The organism is Provencibacterium massiliense (assembly GCF_900169495.1).
Classification (GTDB): Bacteria; Bacillota; Clostridia; order Oscillospirales; family Ruminococcaceae; genus Harryflintia; species Harryflintia acetispora.
The window spans coordinates 633,079-650,498 of sequence record NZ_FWCH01000012.1; the positions used below are offsets into that span (position 1 = coordinate 633,079).

The window sequence follows — 17,420 nt, forward strand, 5'->3', positions numbered from 1 at the left end:
CCCGCAGTTTGGGCCCGGAGGAATATAAATGGAAACAAAATCCGCATTTGTCGCGATTGTCGGCCGGCCGAACGTGGGGAAGAGCTCGCTGATGAACCGGCTGCTGGGCGAAAAGGTCGCGATTGTGACAAATAAGCCCCAGACCACCCGTACCAGGATCACCGGGGTGTTGACCGTCGGGGAGACCCAGCTTGTCTTCACCGATACGCCGGGACTGCACCGCCCGCGCACCAAGCTCTCGCAGTACATGGTGCGCCAGATCGACGAGTCGGTCGCGGACGTGGATGTGGCGGTGCTGGTCTGCGAGCCGACCGGGGAGCCGGTGAAGGCCGAGCTCGACTTAATCGAGTCCTTCCGCAAGGGGCGCATGCCCGCGATTCTGGCCATCAACAAGATCGACACGCTGAGCGACAAATCTTTGCTGCTGCCCAAAATCCAGGCGATGAGCGAGCTCTATGAGTTTGAGGACGTCATTCCGCTGAGTGCTGTGACTGGGGACGGGACCGACATCCTTCTCGATAAGCTCTGCGCGATGGCGCAGCCCTCGCCCCACTTTTTCGAGGACGATACCCTGACCGACCAGCCCGAGCGGGTGATCGTGGCGGAGATCATCAGGGAGAAGCTGCTGCAAAACCTCAGCGAGGAGATCCCGCACGGCACCGCCGTGGTGGTGGAGAGCATGAAGGAGCGCGAGGGCGGCGGCATGATCGACATCCAGGCGACCATCACCTGTGAGAAGAAGAGCCACAAGGGGATCGTCATCGGCAAGGGCGGGCAGATGCTCAAAAAGATCGCCACCCAGGCGCGCGAGGACATCGAACGGTTTTTGGATTGCCGGGTGAACCTGCAATGCTGGGTCAAGGTCAAGGACGACTGGCGGCAGGATGAAAACATTATGCGCAACCTTGGCTTCAAATAAAGACGACAAAAACGAAACGGCAGCTCTGGTCCTCTTTCCCAAGGGATACAAAAGTTTCATCTGATAAAAGCTGGCCCATCGGAAACACTAAAATCTGCGGACAAAAGAAAGATTGTGCGCGATCATGTTTCTTAAGATGGGGAGGTTTTTCGGTGGACAGGCAAAACGCATGGAATATCTTTTTACACACCGGCAGGGTGGAGGACTACTTAAACTATGTCAAGCTGCAAAACCAGAAGACCACGGACTTTAGGGAGGACCTGATTCCCGATGCGGATGACGACCGATGGGATCGTGATCGCTACAACCAATATCGATGAGTGCGACAGGCTGGTGACTCTGTTATCCGCCGAGATCGGCGTGGTTCGCGCTTATGCGAGAGGAGCAAAAAGGCCCGGGAGCAAGCTGAGCGGCTCTACCGAGCTGCTTGGCTACTCTCGCTTTGTGCTGTTTAAGCACAAGGACCGCTTCACCATCGACAGCGCGGACAGCAACGCCCTTTTTTTTGGGGTGCGCCAGGACCTTACAAAACTATCCCTCGCCGCCTATCTGTGCGAGTTGTGCGCCGACACCGCCCCGGCGGGGGAGCCAGCGAAGGAACAGCAAAGACTATTGCTCAACTGCCTGCACCTGCTCGAAACGGGCAAGCGTTCGGCGGAGTTTATCAAGCCTCTTTACGAGCTGCGTCAGATATCGCTGAGCGGCTATATGCCGGACTTGGTCGCCTGCCGGGAATGCGGGCAGTATGAGCGGCCCCTCTTCCATTTTTACCCTGTCAGCGGGGAGCTGGTCTGTGCCGGGTGCGACACGGCGCCGAAAGCCGGGCAGTATGTCGAACTGAGCCCCTCGGTGCTGGCGGCCATGCGGCATATCCTTTATTCCGACGCTGGAAAGCTCTATAGCTTTACACTATCTCAACAGGCCCTTTTACAGCTGACGGCGGTCTGCGAGCGGTATGTCAAGACACAGCTCTCCCGCTCCTTTAAAACATTGGATTTTTATAATGCCATGCTGCCCAACTGACGGGAAATTTTTGAAGTACCGAAAACACGGATCTTGTACATAATGAGCCGATCGGGTACAATGGTGGCGGCGGGTGGTACATTTACCGGAAAGGAAAACCTATGATCGATCCAACAAAATATTATCATACACTGGAACTGGACAAAATTCTCGAGCGGCTCTGCTCCTTCGCCGGATGCGAGGTGAGCCGTGAGCGCCTGCTCGCGACCAAGCCGCAGAGCGACTACCGCGAGGTCTGCGGGGAGATGGAGCGCACCAACGCCGCCTATACGCTCTGCGTGCGGTACGGCGCGCCGGCCATCTACAATGTGCAGGACTGCGCCGCTGCGCTCAAACGGGCGCAGGTGGGCGCCAGCCTTTCGCTGCGCGAGCTGCTGGCCATCGCGCGGGTGCTCTATAACGTGCGCACCCTGAAGGCCTACCGCGAGCGCTGCGAGGAGGAGCACACCGCGCTTGACGAACTCTTCTGGGCGCTGGGGGAAAACAAATACCTCGAGGATATGATCGGCTCGGCCATCGTCTCGGAGGAGGAGCTCGCCGACGATGCCAGCGGCGAGCTGATGGACATCCGCCGCAAGATCCGCGCGGCGCAGGCCTCGGTGCGTGAGCAGCTGGACCGGATGATCCGCTCGCCGCACTACCAGACCTACTTGCAGGAATCAATCGTTACCATCCGGGACGGACGGTTTGTGGTCCCGGTCAAGATCGAGCACAAAAATGAGATCAAGGGCATGGTGCACGATACCTCCTCCTCGGGCGCGACCGTCTTCATCGAGCCGGCCGGGGTGGTGGAGCAGAACAACAAGATCAGGCTCCTCGAAGGGGAGGAGCAAAAGGAGATCGCGCGGATCATCGCCGCCCTCTCGGCCGAGTGCGGGAGCTATGCCGACAGCATCATGCTCAGCTTTGAAAAGCTCGTCGAGCTGGACGTTTGCTTTGCCAAGGCGCGCTACGGGCAGGAGACCCGCTCCGTCGTGCCCAAGCTGCGCGAGGACGGGGGGATCGACATCAAGGGCGGGCGGCATCCGCTGATCGATCCCGCGAAGATCGTCCCGATCGACATCCGCCTCGGCACGGATTTTGACACCATCGTCATCACCGGCCCGAATACCGGCGGCAAGACGGTGGCCCTCAAAACCCTGGGGCTGCTGACCTTGATGGCGATGTGCGGGATGATGATCCCCGCCGGCGAGGGCAGCGAGGTGTCGGTTTTTGAGTACATCCTCGCGGACATCGGGGATGAGCAGAGCATCGAGCAGAGCCTCTCCACCTTCTCGGCGCATATGACCAATATCGTGTCCATTTTAGAGGTTGCCAACGAGCGCAGCCTGGTGCTGATGGACGAGCTTGGCGCCGGGACCGACCCGGTCGAGGGCGCGGCGCTGGCGGTGGCGATCCTCGAGCGGCTGCGCCTCTTTGGCTGCAAGATCGCCGCGACCACCCACTATGCCGAAATCAAGATGTTCGCTTTGCAGACGCCCGGGGTGGAGAACGCCTGCTGCGAGTTTGACCTTGCCACCCTGCGCCCGACCTACCGGCTGCTGATCGGTGTGCCCGGGCGCTCCAACGCCTTTGCCATCAGCCAGCGGCTGGGGTTGGACGAGGGCGTGATCGAGGCGGCCAAGGGGCATGTGGCCAGCGACAACGCCCGCTTTGAGGATGTCGTCACCCAGCTTGAGCAGGCCAGGCAGTCCCTGGAGGAGGAACGCCGGAAGGTGGATACCCTGGTGGCGAGCGCCGAGCGGGAGCGCCGCGAGGCCGAGGCCTTCCGGGAGAACCTCGAAAAGCAGAAGGAATTTGAAATTAATAAGGCGCGTTCCCAGGCGGGCCGGATCGTCAGCGACGTGCGCGCGCAGAGCGAGAAGCTCCTCTGTGAGCTCGACGAAATCCGCAAGCAGAAGGACAATCCCGCCTTCTCTTCTCTGGCGCAGGGGGCAAAGGCCGGCTACCGTTCGGCCATGCGCGCACTGGAGGACAGGGCCAACCCGGTCAGCGGCGAGCGGCAGGAGGACTATGTGCTGCCCCGCCCGCTGCGGGAGGGGGACAGCGTTAAGATTAGTTCGTTTGGAACAAACGGGGTGGTGCTGCGCGAGCCGGACAAGTCCGGCAACGTCTTTGTGCGTTCGGGGTCGATCAAGACCAAGGTGCCTCTGAGCGAGCTGCGTCTGATCGATACGCCGAAAAATAAAAGCCAGCCCAGCGCCGGGAGGGTGAGCCGCACCTTACAGTCCAAGGCGACCCGCGAGGGCTCCACCGAATTCGACATGCGCGGGATGAACGCCGAGGAGGGGATCATGGAGCTCGAGCGCTTCATCGACGGATGCGTGCTCAGCGGGATCAAGAACGTCACCGTCATCCACGGCAAGGGGACCGGCGTACTGCGAAAGGCGGTACATGAGGCGCTGCGGCGCAACAAGTCGGTGCGCACCTTCCGCCTGGGCGTCTTCGGAGAGGGCGAGGCGGGGGTCACCATCGCCGAGCTGAAATAGCTATATTTTCTGCCCGAAAAACGGGCGGTTTGAGAGGAAAGAAGGATACATGAGAAAAACCAAAATCGTCTGTACACTGGGACCTGCCACCGATTCTCCGGAGATCATGCGGGAGCTGATCCTTGCGGGAATGAACATCGCGCGCTTCAATTTCTCTCACGGCACCCACGAGGAGCATAAAAAGAGGCTTCAGCTGCTGCGCGACACCAGCGCCCAGCTGGGGATCCCGGTCGCCACCCTGATGGACACCAAGGGGCCGGAAATCCGGCTGGGGAACTTCAAAAACCACCGGGCGACACTCGAGCGGGGGAACCTTTTCATCCTGACCAGCGACGAGGTGGAGGGGGATGAGAACCGCGTTTCAATCACCTTCAAGGAGCTGGCGGGAGACCTAAAACCCGGGGACAAGGTCCTCCTGGACGACGGGCTCATCGAGCTGCGGGTGCAGGCGATCGAGGGGACGAACATCATCTGCCGGGTGCAAAACGGCGGGGATGTCTCGGACAAGAAAGGGGTCAACGTCCCGGACATCGCGCTCTCCATGCCCTATATATCGGAACGCGACAGGGAGGATTTGATCTTTGCCGTGGGGCAGGATTTCGATTTTATTGCCGCCTCCTTCGTGCGCACCGCGCAGGACATCGCGGAAATCCGTAAAATCCTGGACGAGCAGGGCTGCGACAACATCCATATCATCGCCAAGATCGAGAACGCCCAGGGCGTCGCCAATATCGACGAAATCCTGCGGCTATCCAGCGGGGTGATGGTCGCGCGGGGCGATATGGGGGTGGAGATACCCTTTGAGGATGTGCCCGTGATCCAGAAAAAGCTGATCAAGAGGGCCTACAACGCGGGGAAATTCGTCATCACCGCCACCCAGATGCTCGACAGCATGATGAAGAATCCCCGGCCCACCAGGGCCGAGGCGACCGACGTGGCCAACGCCATCTATGACGGCACCTCCGCCATCATGCTTTCGGGCGAGACGGCGGCGGGCAAATACCCGGTCGAATCGGTCAAGACGATGGCCACCATCGCCCGGCGCGCCGAGGATGACATCGACTACGAAAAGCGCTTCTATGGGCAGGAGTACCCGGCCAGGGAGGACATCACCAACGCCATCTCCCACGCCACCTGCACCACCGCCTATGACCTGGGCGCCGCGGCGATCATCACCGTGACCAGTTCGGGGCGTACCGCGCGGATGATCAGCCGTTACCGGCCGCTGATGCCGATCATCGGCTGTACCTACGACGAGAAGGTCTACCGCCAGATGAACATGTCCTGGGGGGTTATCCCGCTGATGTGCCAGGTCAAGGAGAACACCGACGAGCTCTTCGAGCACGCGGTGCAGCAGGCCCAGAAGGCGGGCCTTGTGCGCAGCGGGGACATCGTGGTGATCACCGCCGGGGTACCGCTTGGCGTGTCGGGCACCACCAACCTGCTCAAGGTGCATGCGGTGGGCAATGTGCTGGTCACCGGGCAAGGGGTCAACAAGCTCTCCTGCACCGGGAACGCCTGCGTCGCCCACAGCGAGGAGGAGGCACGTCAAAATTTTAACGAGGGGGATATCCTGGTGATCCGGGAGACCTCCAACGGGATTCTTGACCTGCTCAAAAAGGCGAGCGGCATCGTTTGCGAAACACAGGGGCTCAATTCCCATGCGGCCATCGTGGGGATGACACTGGATATTCCGGTGATTGTGGGCGCGAAGAACGCTTCTTCGCTGATCAAGAACTCCACGGTGGTCACGGTGGATGCCGACAAGGGGATTGTCTGCAACGCAGGAAGATAGTTTTTTTGCTGTTTTAAATTTTTACGGCCGAGGGGGAGTATTATGCGGGATAAACAGCCCTGGATCGACTATTGCCTCACCCTGCCGGGGGCCTATGAGGATTATCCCTTCGACGACCCGGACTGGACCATCCTGCGCCGGCAGGGGAACCGGAAAATTTTCGCCATGCTCTTTCATCTGCAGGGGAGGCTCTGCCTCAATCTCAAATGCGACCCCATGCAGGCGGACTTCTGGCGGCGGGTCTACCAGGGGCGGGTGGTCCCGGGGTACCATATGAACAAGGTGCACTGGAACACCGTTTACCTCGACGCGGGCCTGGAGGTGGAGACCGTTCATGAAATGATCGCCCACTCCTACGAGCTGATCTGCCCGAAACGGAAAACTCATATAAAGTAAAAAAGCACCGGGGAGATAAACCTCCCCGGTGCTTTGATTTTTTATTTGCCGTTTTTGGGCAGGACGACAGTGAAGGTCGTGCCCTCGCCCTCTTTGCTTGTGAGGGAGATGGTGCCGTGGTGGTACTCCACGATATGCTTGACGATGGACAGTCCCAGCCCGGTGCCCCCGGTCTGCTTGCTGCGGCTCTTGTCCACCCGGTAGAAGCGCTCAAAAATCCGTTCCAGGTGCTCGGGCGGGACGCCGATCCCGGTGTCGGATACTTGCAGCAGGGCACGCTCCTCCTCCTGCGAGAGCGATAGGGTGACCGAGCCCTTCGGGACATTATATTTGATCGCGTTGTCCAGCAGGTTATACACCAGCTCGTAGAGCATGGGCCGGCGTCCATACAGCATGACGTCCTCGCCGCTGACCGAAATCTTGATCCCCTTTTCGCGGGCCGGGCTTTCCGTGCTGGCGATGGCCTCGTCCACGATCTCGCGTAAAGAGCAGGGGGCCACCTGTTCCTCGGCGGAACCGGACTCGATTTCCGAAAGGCGGATGATGTCGTCGATCAGCCGGATCAGCCGGCTGCCCTCGCGGTGGATTCGCGCGCAGGAGGCGCGGATATCGTCGCTGCTTTGGAGCATCCCGGTTTCGATCATTTCGGCAAAGCCGTTGATCGAGGTCAGCGGGGTCTTGAGCTCATGCGAGACGTTGGCCGCAAAGTCCCGGCGCACCTGCTCGGCCTTCTTCTCGCTGGTGATGTCCACGATAAAGACCATGATCCCGTCGAGCTGGCCGCTTTCATCCTGTGCGGGACTGACGAAGAAGCGGTGGCAGCCGCCCAAAATATCCTCCTCGTCGAAGGAGAGGCCGCGGTTCTCGCTCAGCACCTTTTGCAGCGCCTCCTGCAGCTGTAAGCTGCGGGTAAGATGCAGGATATTCTGCCCAGTGTAATCCATCCCGCCGGGGGTTTCGAGCATCTCCTGTGCGCTGCGGTTGATGGCCAGGATATTTTTCTCCCGGTCCATCAGGATCAGCCCTTCGCGCATGTTGCGGGTGATGGTGCCTACGGTGTCCTTCTGCGCTTTGAGCTTTCGGACATATTCCTCGAGCTGCCGCTGTAAGGCGCGTATCTTGCCGATGAAGGGCTCAAGCTCCCGGTAGGTTTTGATTTCTGTATATTCACCGGGGGTCAGCATCCCCTCGAGCTGCCGCGCGGCCTCGTTGACGGGACGCAGGATCATCTTGGTGAGCAGGGAAGCCAGCAGCAGCGAGAGCGCCAGGGAGAGCACCAGCACCAGCAGGATCAGCGGAACGGTGCCAAAAAACACATCCAGGATGCTGTTCATGGTGCGCGAGAGGCGCAGCAGGTTCCCGTTTTCCAGCGCCACGGCGTAATAGTAGGTGTCGGCGTTGAGGGTATCCGAATGCCGGGTCGCCTCGCCGAAGCCCTGCTCCCTGGCCTGCATGAATTCTTCCCGGTCGCCGTGGTTGGGCAGGGTGGAGGCGGCCAGCCCCGAGTCGAAGAGGAGCGCCCCGTCTGTGCCGACAAGGGTCATGCGGGTGTTCCTGCCAAGGGCATATCCCACCTGGCGCAGCAGCTCCGGTACGTCCTGCGATTCCTCCACGCTGCGCGCGAGGGCATAACATTCGTCCTGCAACCCGCTTTTGACCGTTTCCCGGTAAAAGCCGTAGTACAGCACGCAGACCGACAGGGTGGTGGCGATGGTCACCAGCGCCGTCAGCAGCGCAAAGACTGAGAATATCCGTCGTTTCATAGTATGATGGTTCCTTTCTCGGGAAGGCTGCTCCGGCGGCATGGGGCCGCAAAGGAACAATCAGCCCTCGATTTTGTAGCCGACGCTGCGCACCGTTTTGATCAGGTCGTGCGCGCCCGCGCGCTCCAGCTTCTGGCGCAGGGTCTTGATGTGCATATCCACCGTGCGGCTCTCGCCCTCGAAATCGAATCCCCAGACCGCATCCATGATCTTGTCGCGCGAGAGGACCACGCCGCGATTACAGATCATGTAATACAGGAGCTCGAACTCCTTATAGGTCAGCTCGCAGCCGTTTTCTCCCACCGCGACGGTGCGCCTCTCATAGTCGACGGTAACCTCCCGGCAGGAGACGACCTTCTCCCGCCCGCCGCCGCAGCGGCGCAGCACCGCGCGGATGCGCGAAAGGAGCTCCATCACCCCGAAGGGCTTGGTGACATAGTCGTCCGCCCCGGCGTCCAGCCCCTTGACCTTGTCGTATTCCGAGGTCTTGGCGGTGAGCATGATGACCGGGATGCCGCTGGTCTTGGCCGTGGATTTCAGCCGCCCCAGGATTTCGGTCCCGTCCTCCTCCGGCAGCATGATGTCCAGCAGGATGAGCGCGGGAGTCTCCTTTGCGAGGGAGGAGAAAAGCTGCCTGCCGCTCTCGAATCCTTCGGACTCGAAGCCGCCGCTGTGCAGGGCATAGAGGATCAGCTCGCGAATGCTCTCGTCGTCCTCCACACAAAAAATCTTCGCCATACTGTCTCTCGCCTTTCCAATAGACCGCGCCCCGGCAGGGAGCGGCCCGATATAGTCTAGATGATCCGCCGGTCCTTGTGCAGCCCGGTGATCGAGAAGATGACCCATTCGGCGATATTCACCGCGTGGTCGCCGATCCGCTCGAAATATTTGGCCACCAGCAGCAGGTCGATCGAAAGCTCGCCTTCGCCGGTGTTCTGGCGCAGGGTGTCGATCAGCTCAAATTTTACCCTGTCGAAGAGGTCGTCCACCACGTCGTCGTAGGCGATCACCGCCTCGGCGAGCCGCTGGTTCTTCTGCACATAGGCGTCCACGCTCTCCTTGACCATCTTGATGGTGGCCTCGGCCATCTGGGGGATATGCCGCAGCGCCGGGGTATAGTCCTGCCCGAGCAGGCGCATGGTCAGCTCGCTGATGTCCGCCGCGTGATCCCCGATCCGCTCCATGTCGGTGATCATCTTGAGCGCGGAGGAGATCATGCGCAGGTCGTTCGCCACTGGCTGCTGGGAAAGCAGCAGGCGAAGGCAGCGCCTCTCGATGTCCCGTTCCTTCTCGTCGATCTGTGCGTCAAATTCGATGGCGCGCTGCGCCAGGGCGGCGTCCTGTTGGCAGAGGGCCCTTACGGCGTCGCCGATGGCCGTCTCGATCAGGGCGCCCATTTCGATCATTTCGTTGCCGAGCAAATCAAGCTCGTGGTCAAACCGGTTGCGCATATCTGTTCCTCCTTCTATCCGAACCTGCCGGTGATGTAGTCCTCGGTGCGCTTGTCTTGGGGCATCGAGAAGAGGTTTTCGGTGCTGTCATACTCCACCACCTCGCCCAGCAGGAAGAAGGCGGTTTTGTCCGAGATGCGCGTGGCCTGCTGCATGTTGTGGGTGACGATCACGATGGTGTAGTCCTTTTTGAGCTCCTGGACCAGGTCCTCGATCTTGGAGGTCGAGATCGGGTCCAGCGCCGAGGTGGGCTCGTCCATCAGCAGTACCTGGGGGGAGACCGCCAGGGCCCTGGCGATACAAAGCCGCTGCTGCTGCCCGCCCGAAAGGCCGAGCGCGCTCTTTTTGAGCCGGTCCTTGACCTCGTCGAAGATCGCCGCCTGGCGCAGCGAGCGCTCGACGATCTCGTCGAGCTTCGCCTTGGAATGGATGCCGTGGGTGCGCGGGCCGTAGGCGATGTTGTCATAGACGCTCATCGGGAAGGGGTTCGGCTTCTGGAAGACCATGCCGACGTTCTTGCGCAGAAGGTTGACATCATAATTATAATATATATCCTCCCCATCCAACAACACCTTACCGGTAATTTTGCATCCTTCGACCAAATCGTTCATCCGGTTGAGGGTTTTGAGCAGGGTGCTCTTCCCGCAGCCCGAGGGGCCGATGAAGGCGGTGATGCAGGTCTCGTCGATGTCGAGGTTCACATTTTTGAGCGCGTGGAAGGCTCCGTAGTAGAGGTCAAGATTCTCGATCGAAAACTTTTTCATATCGCTTCTCCTATACCTTGGCGATCTTTTTCGCGATCACCGAGGCGAACGTATTGATCAGCAGCACCGTCAGCAGCAGCACCACCGCGGTGGCGTAGGCTTCGCCCACATGGAGCCCCTCGTTCGAGAGGGCGTACATATGGATGGCAAGGGTGCGCCCGGACTGAAAGACGTCCTTTGGTATCTGCGCCACCGTCCCGGCGGTGTAGATCAGCGCCGCTGTCTCGCCGATGATCCGCCCGATGGCGAGGATCATCCCGGCCAGGATCCCGGGCACCGCCGAGGGGAGCACCACCTTGAGGATGGTGTGCAGCCTCCCGGCGCCCAGGCCGAAGCTGGCCTCGCGGTAGGCGTTGGGCACCGAGAGCAGCGCCTCCTCGGTCGAGCGCATGACGACCGGCAGCACCATGATAGACAGGGTGCAGACCCCCGCCAACAGGGAGAAGCCCCAGTGCAGCGCCGTGACAAAGAAGAGCATGCCGAAGAGTCCGTAGACGATCGAGGGGATCCCCGAGAGCGTCTCGGCGGTGAGGCGGATGATGGGAACGAGGCGGTTGCTTTTCTTGGCGTACTCGGTCAGGTAGATGGCGCAGCCGATCCCCAGAGGGGCCGCGATCAGCAGCGAGAGGACCACCGTCTGCACGGTGGTGATGATGGCCGGGAACATCGACACGTTGTCGGAATCATATTTGAAGGCGAAAAGCTCGGGCGTGAGGTGGGGGATGCCCATGATTAGGATATAGACGACGAGAAAGAGCAGGATGAATACGCTGAACAGCGCCGCGAGGGTGACGAGCAGAAATATGAGGAAGGAGAGGGGAGAGTGCAGATAGTTCCTTAGCCTCTGGCGCAGGGTCATGCGGTTGATCGGAATGATTTTTTTCATAGATGGGATACTCCTTTCCTCAAGTCTTCTTCTTCCGGTTTAAAACCGAGAAGCAGAGGTTGAGCAGCAGGATAAAGACGAAGAGCACCACGCCGGTGGCGATCAGCGCCTCCCGGTGCAGGCCGGTGGCGTAGCCCATTTCGAGCACGATGTTGCCCGTCAGGGTGCGCACCCCTTTGAGCAGGCTGTCCGGGATGCGCGCGTTGTTGCCAACCACCAGGATGACCGCCATCGTCTCGCCGATCGCCCGGCCGATCCCCAGGATCACCCCGGCGAGGAGCCCCGACTTAGCAGCGGGCAGAACGGTGAAAACCACGCTGCGCTCGTGGGTGGCCCCAAGCGCCAGCGCCCCCTCATAAATCTCCTCGGGCACCGCGCGCAATGCGGATTCACTGATCCCGATGATGGTCGGCAGAATCATGATGCCGAGTAAGATCGAGGCGGTGAGTATGCTGTTCCCGGTCCCGCCGAAGGTACCGCGCACGAAGGGGACGAGCACCACCATCCCAAAGAAGCCGTAGACGATGGAGGGAATCCCTGCGAGCAGCTCGAGCGCGGGCTTTAAAAACCGGTACAGCCCCCTGGGGCAGAAGCGCGCCATGAAGATGGCGGTCAGCAGCCCGATGGGCACCCCGATGAGGATCGCCCCGGCCGTGACGTAGAGGCTGCCGACGATCATCGGCAGGATCCCATAGGAGGGAGGCACGTCCATCGGGGCCCATTTTTCGCCGCCGAGGAAGTTTAAGACCCCGATCTTCCCAAAGGCGGGCAGCCCGCCCGCGAACATAAAGACACAGATCAGCAGCACCGCGACGATCGAGGCGCAGGCGGTGATCAGGAAAAGGATTTCCATCCCCTTTTCCAGCACTTTTTTCTTCATCAGGAGCTTCTCCTTTTGTATCCGGATAGGACAATAAGCCGCCAAAGGCGGCCCATTGTCGTTTGTGGGAGGGCTATTTCACGTCGGACCAGTCGGTGATCCCGCCGGTGTAGATTCCCTTGACATTCTCGCTGCTCAGGGCGGTGAGGGGGTTCTCGGTGTTGACCACCACCGCAATGCCGTCCAGGGCGATCTGGATACCACTCAGCTCTGCGGTTTCGGTGTCCTTGAGCTCGCGGGAAGCCATGCCGATGTCGCAGGTCCCGTCCAGAGCCGCCTGCATGCCGGAGGTGGAATCGCTCTGCTGAATCTCGATGGTGGCGGCGGAATTGATCGCAAGATATGCCTCCTTGAGCTTTTCCATCACCGGGGTGACCGAGGAGGAACCGGCGATGACCAGCTTGCCCTCGGGCTTGCTGCCGGCAAAGGGGGCGGGCTCGCCGACCTTGATGTAACCGCTCTCCTCGACGACCGCCTGTCCCTCGGCGCTGAGAATAAAGTCGATGAAATCCTTGGCAAGGCCGCTCGCCTCACCCTTGGTGGCGATGTTGAAGGGTCTGGCCACCTTGTATGTACCGGAGGCGACGTTCTCGGCGCTGGCTTTCGCGCCGTCGATGTCCAGGGCCTTCACCGTGTCGCCCAGGGATCCCAGGGAGACGTAGCCGATCGCGTTCTTATCCGCCGCGACGCCGGTGAGCACCGCGTTGGTGGAGTTGACCTCGATCGCCTCGGGAGTGGTGGTGTCGCTCTTGTTGCCCGCGTCGTCCTTGACCTCGACGCCGAAAAGCTCGATGAAAGCGCCGCGGGTGCCGGAACCGGATTCACGGGAGATGACGGTGATCGCGCCGGACATCGCCCCGGCGTCCTCAGGGGAGGTCTCCTCACTAGAAGGATCGCCCGGCGTCTCGCTGGAGACCGGAGCCGTGGACGCGGGCGCGCCGCTCTCGGAAGCGGAGGAGGTTTCGCCGCTCCCGGAGCAGGCGGCCAGCATGGAACAAAGCAGGGAAAGGGCCAATAAGCCGGAAATCGTCTTTTTCAATTGTTTTTCCACCTTTCTTTTCATTGCAGGTCCAGTATAAGGCAGCAATGTAAAAGAGTAAGGGAACGTTTGTAAAATTGGGGTAAAAAGAATGGGAACCTTAAAAACTCCGAAACTCCCGTACACAAAAAGAAGCCCCTTCACCTGCGTTTTACAAAGGTGAAGGGGCTTCTTACAAATTCAGTTTTCCATTGTCTGGCGGGACTGTTCGACCATCATATCCTTGATCTTCATCAGTCTCGAAAGGTTTCCGCGCTCGTTTTCGTCCAGCTTCATCGAGATGTGCTTGATCGTCTCCTGCAGCATCGGGATCTGCACATACTCCAGGGCGTTGACCCGCCGGCGGGTCTTTTCGATCTCCTCGGCCAGCAGCTGGGCGCTCTTCTCCATCTGTGCGAGCTGCAGCAGATAGGGCAGCACGTCCTGCAGCGCCGCCACCGAGCTGTCGAGCTCGCCCGAGGTGAAGGCGAAGCCGTAGGAGTAAATGTCCGAGAGATTCTCGACGTCGGTCGAGAACTCGAAAACCGGCACGTTGACGCTCATCACGTTCCTGGTCTCGACGTTGAGCTCCACGCTTTCCTTGGGGAGCATGAGCGCCTCCTCGAGCATCTCGGGGGACATGACCGCCGAAGCGACCGCGAAGCCGGAATACATCCGCATGATCTTCTGCTCGACGATCTCGCGGAATTCCTTGTTTTTGCGCACCAGCTCGAGAAACTTTTTCATCAAATCGTCCCGCTTGTCCTTGAGCAGCTTATGCCCGCGGGTGGCGGTCTTGAGGCGTTTCTTGAGGCGGGTAAGCTCCATACGGGTCGGGCTGACATTCATGGTAGCCATTGTGTGACCAATCCTCCCTTCCCGCTATTTCTCGCTCGGAAGATATTTTTCAATAAACTCCGGTTTGATCCTCTTGAGCTCGCTCCTGGGCAGGATGGAGAGCAGCTTCCAGCCGATTTCCAAGGTCTCGCCGATGTCGCGGTTGGTGTTAAAGCCCTGGGAGACGTACTGCTTTTCAAACTCGTCCGCGAACTTGGCGTACAGCTTGTCGATGTCCGAAAGCGCCGCCTCGCCCAGGATGGTCATCAGCTCCTTGGCGTCCTTGCCGCGGGCATAGGCCGAGAAGAGCTGGTTCATGGTGTTGGCGTGGTCCTCACGGGTCTTTCCGGCGCCGATGCCCTTGTCCTTGAGTCGGGACAGGGAGGGGAGCACGTCGATCGGCGGCAGCACGTTCTTGCGGTAGAGCTCGCGCGAAAGGATGATCTGCCCCTCGGTGATGTAGCCGGTCAGGTCGGGGATCGGATGGGTCTTGTCGTCCTCCGGCATGGTCAAAATCGGGATCATGGTGATCGACCCCTTCGAGTCGGTCTTGCGCCCGGCGCGCTCATAGATGGACGCCAGGTCGGTGTAGAGGTAGCCGGGGTAGCCGCGCCGTCCCGGGACCTCCTTGCGCGCGGCGGAAACCTCGCGCAGCGCCTCGGCGTAGTTGGTGATGTCGGTCAGGATGACCAGCACGTGCATGTCCTTCTCAAACGCCAGGTACTCCGCGGCGGTCAGCGCCATACGCGGGGTGGAGATGCGCTCGATGGCCGGGTCGTTGGCCAGGTTTACGAACAGCACGGTGCGGTCGATCGCCCCGGTGCGCTTGAAGTCGGAGATAAAGAAGTCCGCCTCCTCGAAGGTGATGCCGATGGCGGCGAAGACGACGGCGAACTTGCTCCCGCTGCCGAGCACCTTGGCTTGTCTGGCGATCTGCGCGGCCAGCTTGGCGTGCGGCAATCCGGAGCCGGAGAAGATCGGCAGCTTCTGCCCGCGCACCAGGGTATTGAGCCCGTCGATGGCGGTGATCCCCGTCTGGATGAACTCGTCCGGGTAGTCGCGCGCGGCCGGGTTCATCGGCACGCCGTTGATGTCGAGGCGCTTGTCCGGAATGATTTCGGGGCCGCCGTCGATCGGCTCGCCCATGCCGGAGAAGACCCGGCCGAGCATATCCTCGCTGACGGCCAGCTCCATGCTGTGCCCGAGGAAGCGCACCTTGCTGTGCTCGAGGTTGATCCCGGCCGAGGACTCGAAGAGCTGGACCAGGCAGTTGTTGCCGTTGACCTCCAGCACCTTGCAGTGGCGGATCTCGCCGCCGGGCAGCTCGATCTCGGCAAGCTCGTTGTAGGTGACGTCCTCGACGTCCTTGACCAGCATAAGGGGGCCGGCGACTTCCTGTATGGTGCGGTATTCCTTGATCATTCTGCGCTCGCCTCCTCTTTGCTCATCAGCTCGCCAAAGGAGCTGTCCATCTCGGCGACGGTGTCGCTGTAGTACTGCTCGAATTCGCCCTCATGGATGTACTTGGCTCTTGCGATCCGCTCGCGCACCTCCATGGTGAAGATGTCGTTGATACCGGCGCCGCCCTCCAGCGCCTCCTTGCTCTTTTGATAGAAGAGCAGCACGAGCTTCAACATCAGGAAGCCCTTGCGCAGCGAGGTGTAGGTATCCACCTCGTCGAAGGCGTTCTGCTGCAGGTAGTCCTCGCGGATCGAGCGGGACGCCTCCAGCGTCAGGCGGTCGGGGGCGGAGAGGGAATCGTAGCCGACCAGCTTGACGATCTCCTCGAGCTCGGCCTCCTCCTGTAAGAGCTTCATGGTTTCCTCGTGGAAGTTTGTCCAGCTCTCGTCCACGTTCTTGTTCATCCACTCGCCCACCACGTCGAGGTAGAGCGAATAGCTGTCCAGCCAGCTGATGGCCGGGAAGTGCCGCTTATACGCAAGGTCGGAGTTGAGCCCCCAGAACACCTTGACGATCCGCAGCGTCGCCTGCACGACCGGGTCGGAGTTGTCGCCGCCGGCCGGGGAGACCGCGCCGATGGCGGTGAGCGTCCCCTGGCGGTCGTCCTGCCCGAGGCAGACGACCTTGCCCGCGCGCTCATAGAACTGCGCCAGGCGGCTGGTCAGATAGGCGGGGTAGCCCTCTTCGCCGGGCATCTCCTCGAGCCGCCCGGACATTTCGCGCAGCGCCTCGGCCCACCGGGATGTCGAGTCGGCCATGATGGCCACCGAGTAGCCCATGTCGCGGAAGTATTCCGCGATGGTGATCCCCGTATAGATGGACGCCTCGCGCGCCGCCACCGGCATGTCCGAGGTGTTGGCGATCAGCACGGTGCGGCACATCAGGGACTGGCCGCTCTTGGGGTCCTTGAGCTCGGGGAACTCGAGCAGCACGTCGGTCATTTCGTTGCCGCGCTCGCCGCAGCCGATGTAGACCACGATGTCGACGTCCGACCACTTGGCCAGCTGGTGCTGCACCACCGTCTTGCCGCTGCCGAAGGGGCCGGGCACCGCCGCGGTGCCGCCGCGGGCGATGGGGAAGATGGTGTCGATGACCCGCTGCCCGGTAATCATCGGAGCGTCGGGCGCGAGCTTCTCCTTGGTCGGGCGCTGGCGGCGCACCGGCCAGCGCTGGAGCATCTGGACCTCGACTTCGCTGCCGTCCGCCTTTTTGATTTTTGCGACCGGCTCGACGATGGTGTGCTCGCCCGCTTCAATCGAGACGAGTTCGCCCTCCACGCCGAAGGGGACCATGATCTTCTGGCTGATGAGCACCGTCTCCTGCACCGTGCCCAGGATGTCGCCCGCCACCAGATGGTCGCCCACCTTGGCGGTGGGGACGAACTCCCACTTCTTTTCGTGGTCCAGCGATGTGACGTCCACACCGCGGGTAATATTGGAACCGGTTTTTGCCTTGAGCACCTCCAGCGGGCGCTGGATGCCGTCGAATATATTCTGCAGCAGGCCGGGTGCCAGCTCGACCGAAAGGGGAGCGCCGGTGGAGACCACCTCGTCGCCCTTGCCTATCCCCGAAGTCTCCTCATAGACCTGGATGGAGGCCTTGTCGCCGCGCATTTCAATGATTTCTCCGATCAGCTTTTCGCGGCCGACGCGCACGACGTCGAACATGTTCGCATCGCGCATGCCTTCGGCGACGATCAGCGGACCCGAAACCTTGACTATTTTGCCTTGGCTCAATA

Annotated in this window: 16 protein-coding genes; 6 read left to right on the forward strand and 10 right to left on the reverse strand. The window is 60.8% G+C overall.

The genetic code is table 11. The features are described from left to right. The first annotated feature begins 28 nt into the window (after positions 1-28). The 6 genes from era to B5477_RS08160 all read left to right on the forward strand — a co-directional run bounded on the left by era (position 29) and on the right by B5477_RS08160 (position 6,622). Entirely contained in the window at positions 29-919 is an 891-nt protein-coding gene (era, locus tag B5477_RS08140; protein ID WP_079699211.1) for a GTPase Era, read from the forward strand. Between the two features lie 152 nt (positions 920-1,071). Next, positions 1,072-1,239 (forward strand): hypothetical protein, encoded by a 168-nt coding sequence (locus B5477_RS15050; protein ID WP_159448977.1) that lies wholly within the window; start codon positions 1,072-1,074, stop codon positions 1,237-1,239. Next, positions 1,190-1,942 (forward strand): DNA repair protein RecO, encoded by a 753-nt coding sequence (recO, locus tag B5477_RS08145; RefSeq protein WP_079699212.1) that lies wholly within the window; start codon positions 1,190-1,192, stop codon positions 1,940-1,942. The genes B5477_RS15050 and recO overlap by 50 nt, the downstream gene beginning before the upstream one ends. Before the next feature lie 101 nt (positions 1,943-2,043). Continuing rightward, complete coding sequence (locus B5477_RS08150) at positions 2,044-4,431, forward strand: endonuclease MutS2 (RefSeq protein ID WP_079699213.1); 2,388 nt, start codon at positions 2,044-2,046, stop codon at positions 4,429-4,431. A gap of 49 nt (positions 4,432-4,480) precedes the next feature. Further along, positions 4,481-6,226: a pyruvate kinase gene (gene pyk / locus B5477_RS08155; protein WP_079699214.1), complete on the forward strand. Its 1,746-nt coding sequence runs from the start codon at positions 4,481-4,483 to the stop codon at positions 6,224-6,226. Positions 6,227-6,268: 42 nt separating this feature from the next. Further along, positions 6,269-6,622 carry an MmcQ/YjbR family DNA-binding protein gene (locus tag B5477_RS08160; protein WP_079699215.1) on the forward strand — a complete coding sequence of 118 codons (354 nt, stop codon included), beginning with the start codon at positions 6,269-6,271 and terminating at the stop codon, positions 6,620-6,622. Positions 6,623-6,663: 41 nt separating this feature from the next. Here B5477_RS08160 and B5477_RS08165 read toward each other — a convergent pair whose 3' ends face one another. The 10 genes from B5477_RS08165 to B5477_RS08210 all read right to left on the reverse strand — a co-directional run bounded on the left by B5477_RS08165 (position 6,664) and on the right by B5477_RS08210 (position 17,418). Continuing rightward, positions 6,664-8,385: an ATP-binding protein gene (locus B5477_RS08165; RefSeq protein ID WP_159448978.1), complete on the reverse strand. Its 1,722-nt coding sequence runs from the start codon at positions 8,383-8,385 to the stop codon at positions 6,664-6,666. Between the two features lie 60 nt (positions 8,386-8,445). Then, positions 8,446-9,123, reverse strand: a complete 678-nt coding sequence (locus tag B5477_RS08170) for a response regulator transcription factor (RefSeq protein WP_079699217.1) — start codon at positions 9,121-9,123, stop codon at positions 8,446-8,448. A 56-nt stretch (positions 9,124-9,179) separates the two neighbouring features. Further along, entirely contained in the window at positions 9,180-9,836 is a 657-nt protein-coding gene (gene phoU / locus B5477_RS08175; RefSeq protein ID WP_079699218.1) for a phosphate signaling complex protein PhoU, read from the reverse strand. A gap of 14 nt (positions 9,837-9,850) precedes the next feature. Next, on the reverse strand, positions 9,851-10,600 hold the full coding sequence (pstB, locus tag B5477_RS08180) for a phosphate ABC transporter ATP-binding protein PstB (RefSeq protein WP_079699219.1): 750 nt from the start codon (positions 10,598-10,600) through the stop codon (positions 9,851-9,853). Positions 10,601-10,610: 10 nt separating this feature from the next. Then, positions 10,611-11,486 (reverse strand): phosphate ABC transporter permease PstA, encoded by an 876-nt coding sequence (pstA, locus tag B5477_RS08185; RefSeq protein ID WP_079699220.1) that lies wholly within the window; start codon positions 11,484-11,486, stop codon positions 10,611-10,613. A gap of 19 nt (positions 11,487-11,505) precedes the next feature. Next, positions 11,506-12,366 (reverse strand): phosphate ABC transporter permease subunit PstC, encoded by an 861-nt coding sequence (gene pstC / locus B5477_RS08190; protein ID WP_242942156.1) that lies wholly within the window; start codon positions 12,364-12,366, stop codon positions 11,506-11,508. A gap of 73 nt (positions 12,367-12,439) precedes the next feature. After that, positions 12,440-13,405: a substrate-binding domain-containing protein gene (locus tag B5477_RS08195; protein ID WP_341455990.1), complete on the reverse strand. Its 966-nt coding sequence runs from the start codon at positions 13,403-13,405 to the stop codon at positions 12,440-12,442. A gap of 180 nt (positions 13,406-13,585) precedes the next feature. Then, entirely contained in the window at positions 13,586-14,242 is a 657-nt protein-coding gene (locus B5477_RS08200) for a V-type ATP synthase subunit D (protein ID WP_079699222.1), read from the reverse strand. A gap of 24 nt (positions 14,243-14,266) precedes the next feature. After that, entirely contained in the window at positions 14,267-15,643 is a 1,377-nt protein-coding gene (locus B5477_RS08205) for a V-type ATP synthase subunit B (RefSeq protein WP_079699223.1), read from the reverse strand. After that, positions 15,640-17,418, reverse strand: coding sequence for a V-type ATP synthase subunit A (locus tag B5477_RS08210; RefSeq protein ID WP_079699224.1), 1,779 nt, complete (start codon positions 17,416-17,418; stop codon positions 15,640-15,642). Before B5477_RS08210 ends, B5477_RS08205 begins: the two co-directional genes overlap by 4 nt. Positions 17,419-17,420: the final 2 nt, after the last annotated feature.

Excerpts from the sequence above, each read along its gene's own strand:
- B5477_RS08170 (WP_079699217.1), bottom strand. The coding sequence starts at position 9,123 with ATGGCGAAGATTTTTTGTGTGGAGGACGACGAGAGCATTCGCGAGCTG.
- phoU (WP_079699218.1), bottom strand. The coding sequence starts at position 9,836 with ATGCGCAACCGGTTTGACCACGAGCTTGATTTGCTCGGCAACGAAATG.
- B5477_RS08205 (WP_079699223.1), bottom strand. The coding sequence starts at position 15,643 with ATGATCAAGGAATACCGCACCATACAGGAAGTCGCCGGCCCCCTTATG.
- pstB (WP_079699219.1), bottom strand. The coding sequence starts at position 10,600 with ATGAAAAAGTTTTCGATCGAGAATCTTGACCTCTACTACGGAGCCTTC.
- B5477_RS08200 (WP_079699222.1), bottom strand. The coding sequence starts at position 14,242 with ATGGCTACCATGAATGTCAGCCCGACCCGTATGGAGCTTACCCGCCTC.
- B5477_RS08165 (WP_159448978.1), bottom strand. The coding sequence starts at position 8,385 with ATGAAACGACGGATATTCTCAGTCTTTGCGCTGCTGACGGCGCTGGTG.
- B5477_RS08150 (WP_079699213.1), top strand. The coding sequence starts at position 2,044 with ATGATCGATCCAACAAAATATTATCATACACTGGAACTGGACAAAATT.
- pyk (WP_079699214.1), top strand. The coding sequence starts at position 4,481 with ATGAGAAAAACCAAAATCGTCTGTACACTGGGACCTGCCACCGATTCT.
- B5477_RS08160 (WP_079699215.1), top strand. The coding sequence starts at position 6,269 with ATGCGGGATAAACAGCCCTGGATCGACTATTGCCTCACCCTGCCGGGG.
- recO (WP_079699212.1), top strand. The coding sequence starts at position 1,190 with ATGCGGATGACGACCGATGGGATCGTGATCGCTACAACCAATATCGAT.
- pstC (WP_242942156.1), bottom strand. The coding sequence starts at position 12,366 with ATGAAGAAAAAAGTGCTGGAAAAGGGGATGGAAATCCTTTTCCTGATC.
- era (WP_079699211.1), top strand. The coding sequence starts at position 29 with ATGGAAACAAAATCCGCATTTGTCGCGATTGTCGGCCGGCCGAACGTG.
- pstA (WP_079699220.1), bottom strand. The coding sequence starts at position 11,486 with ATGAAAAAAATCATTCCGATCAACCGCATGACCCTGCGCCAGAGGCTA.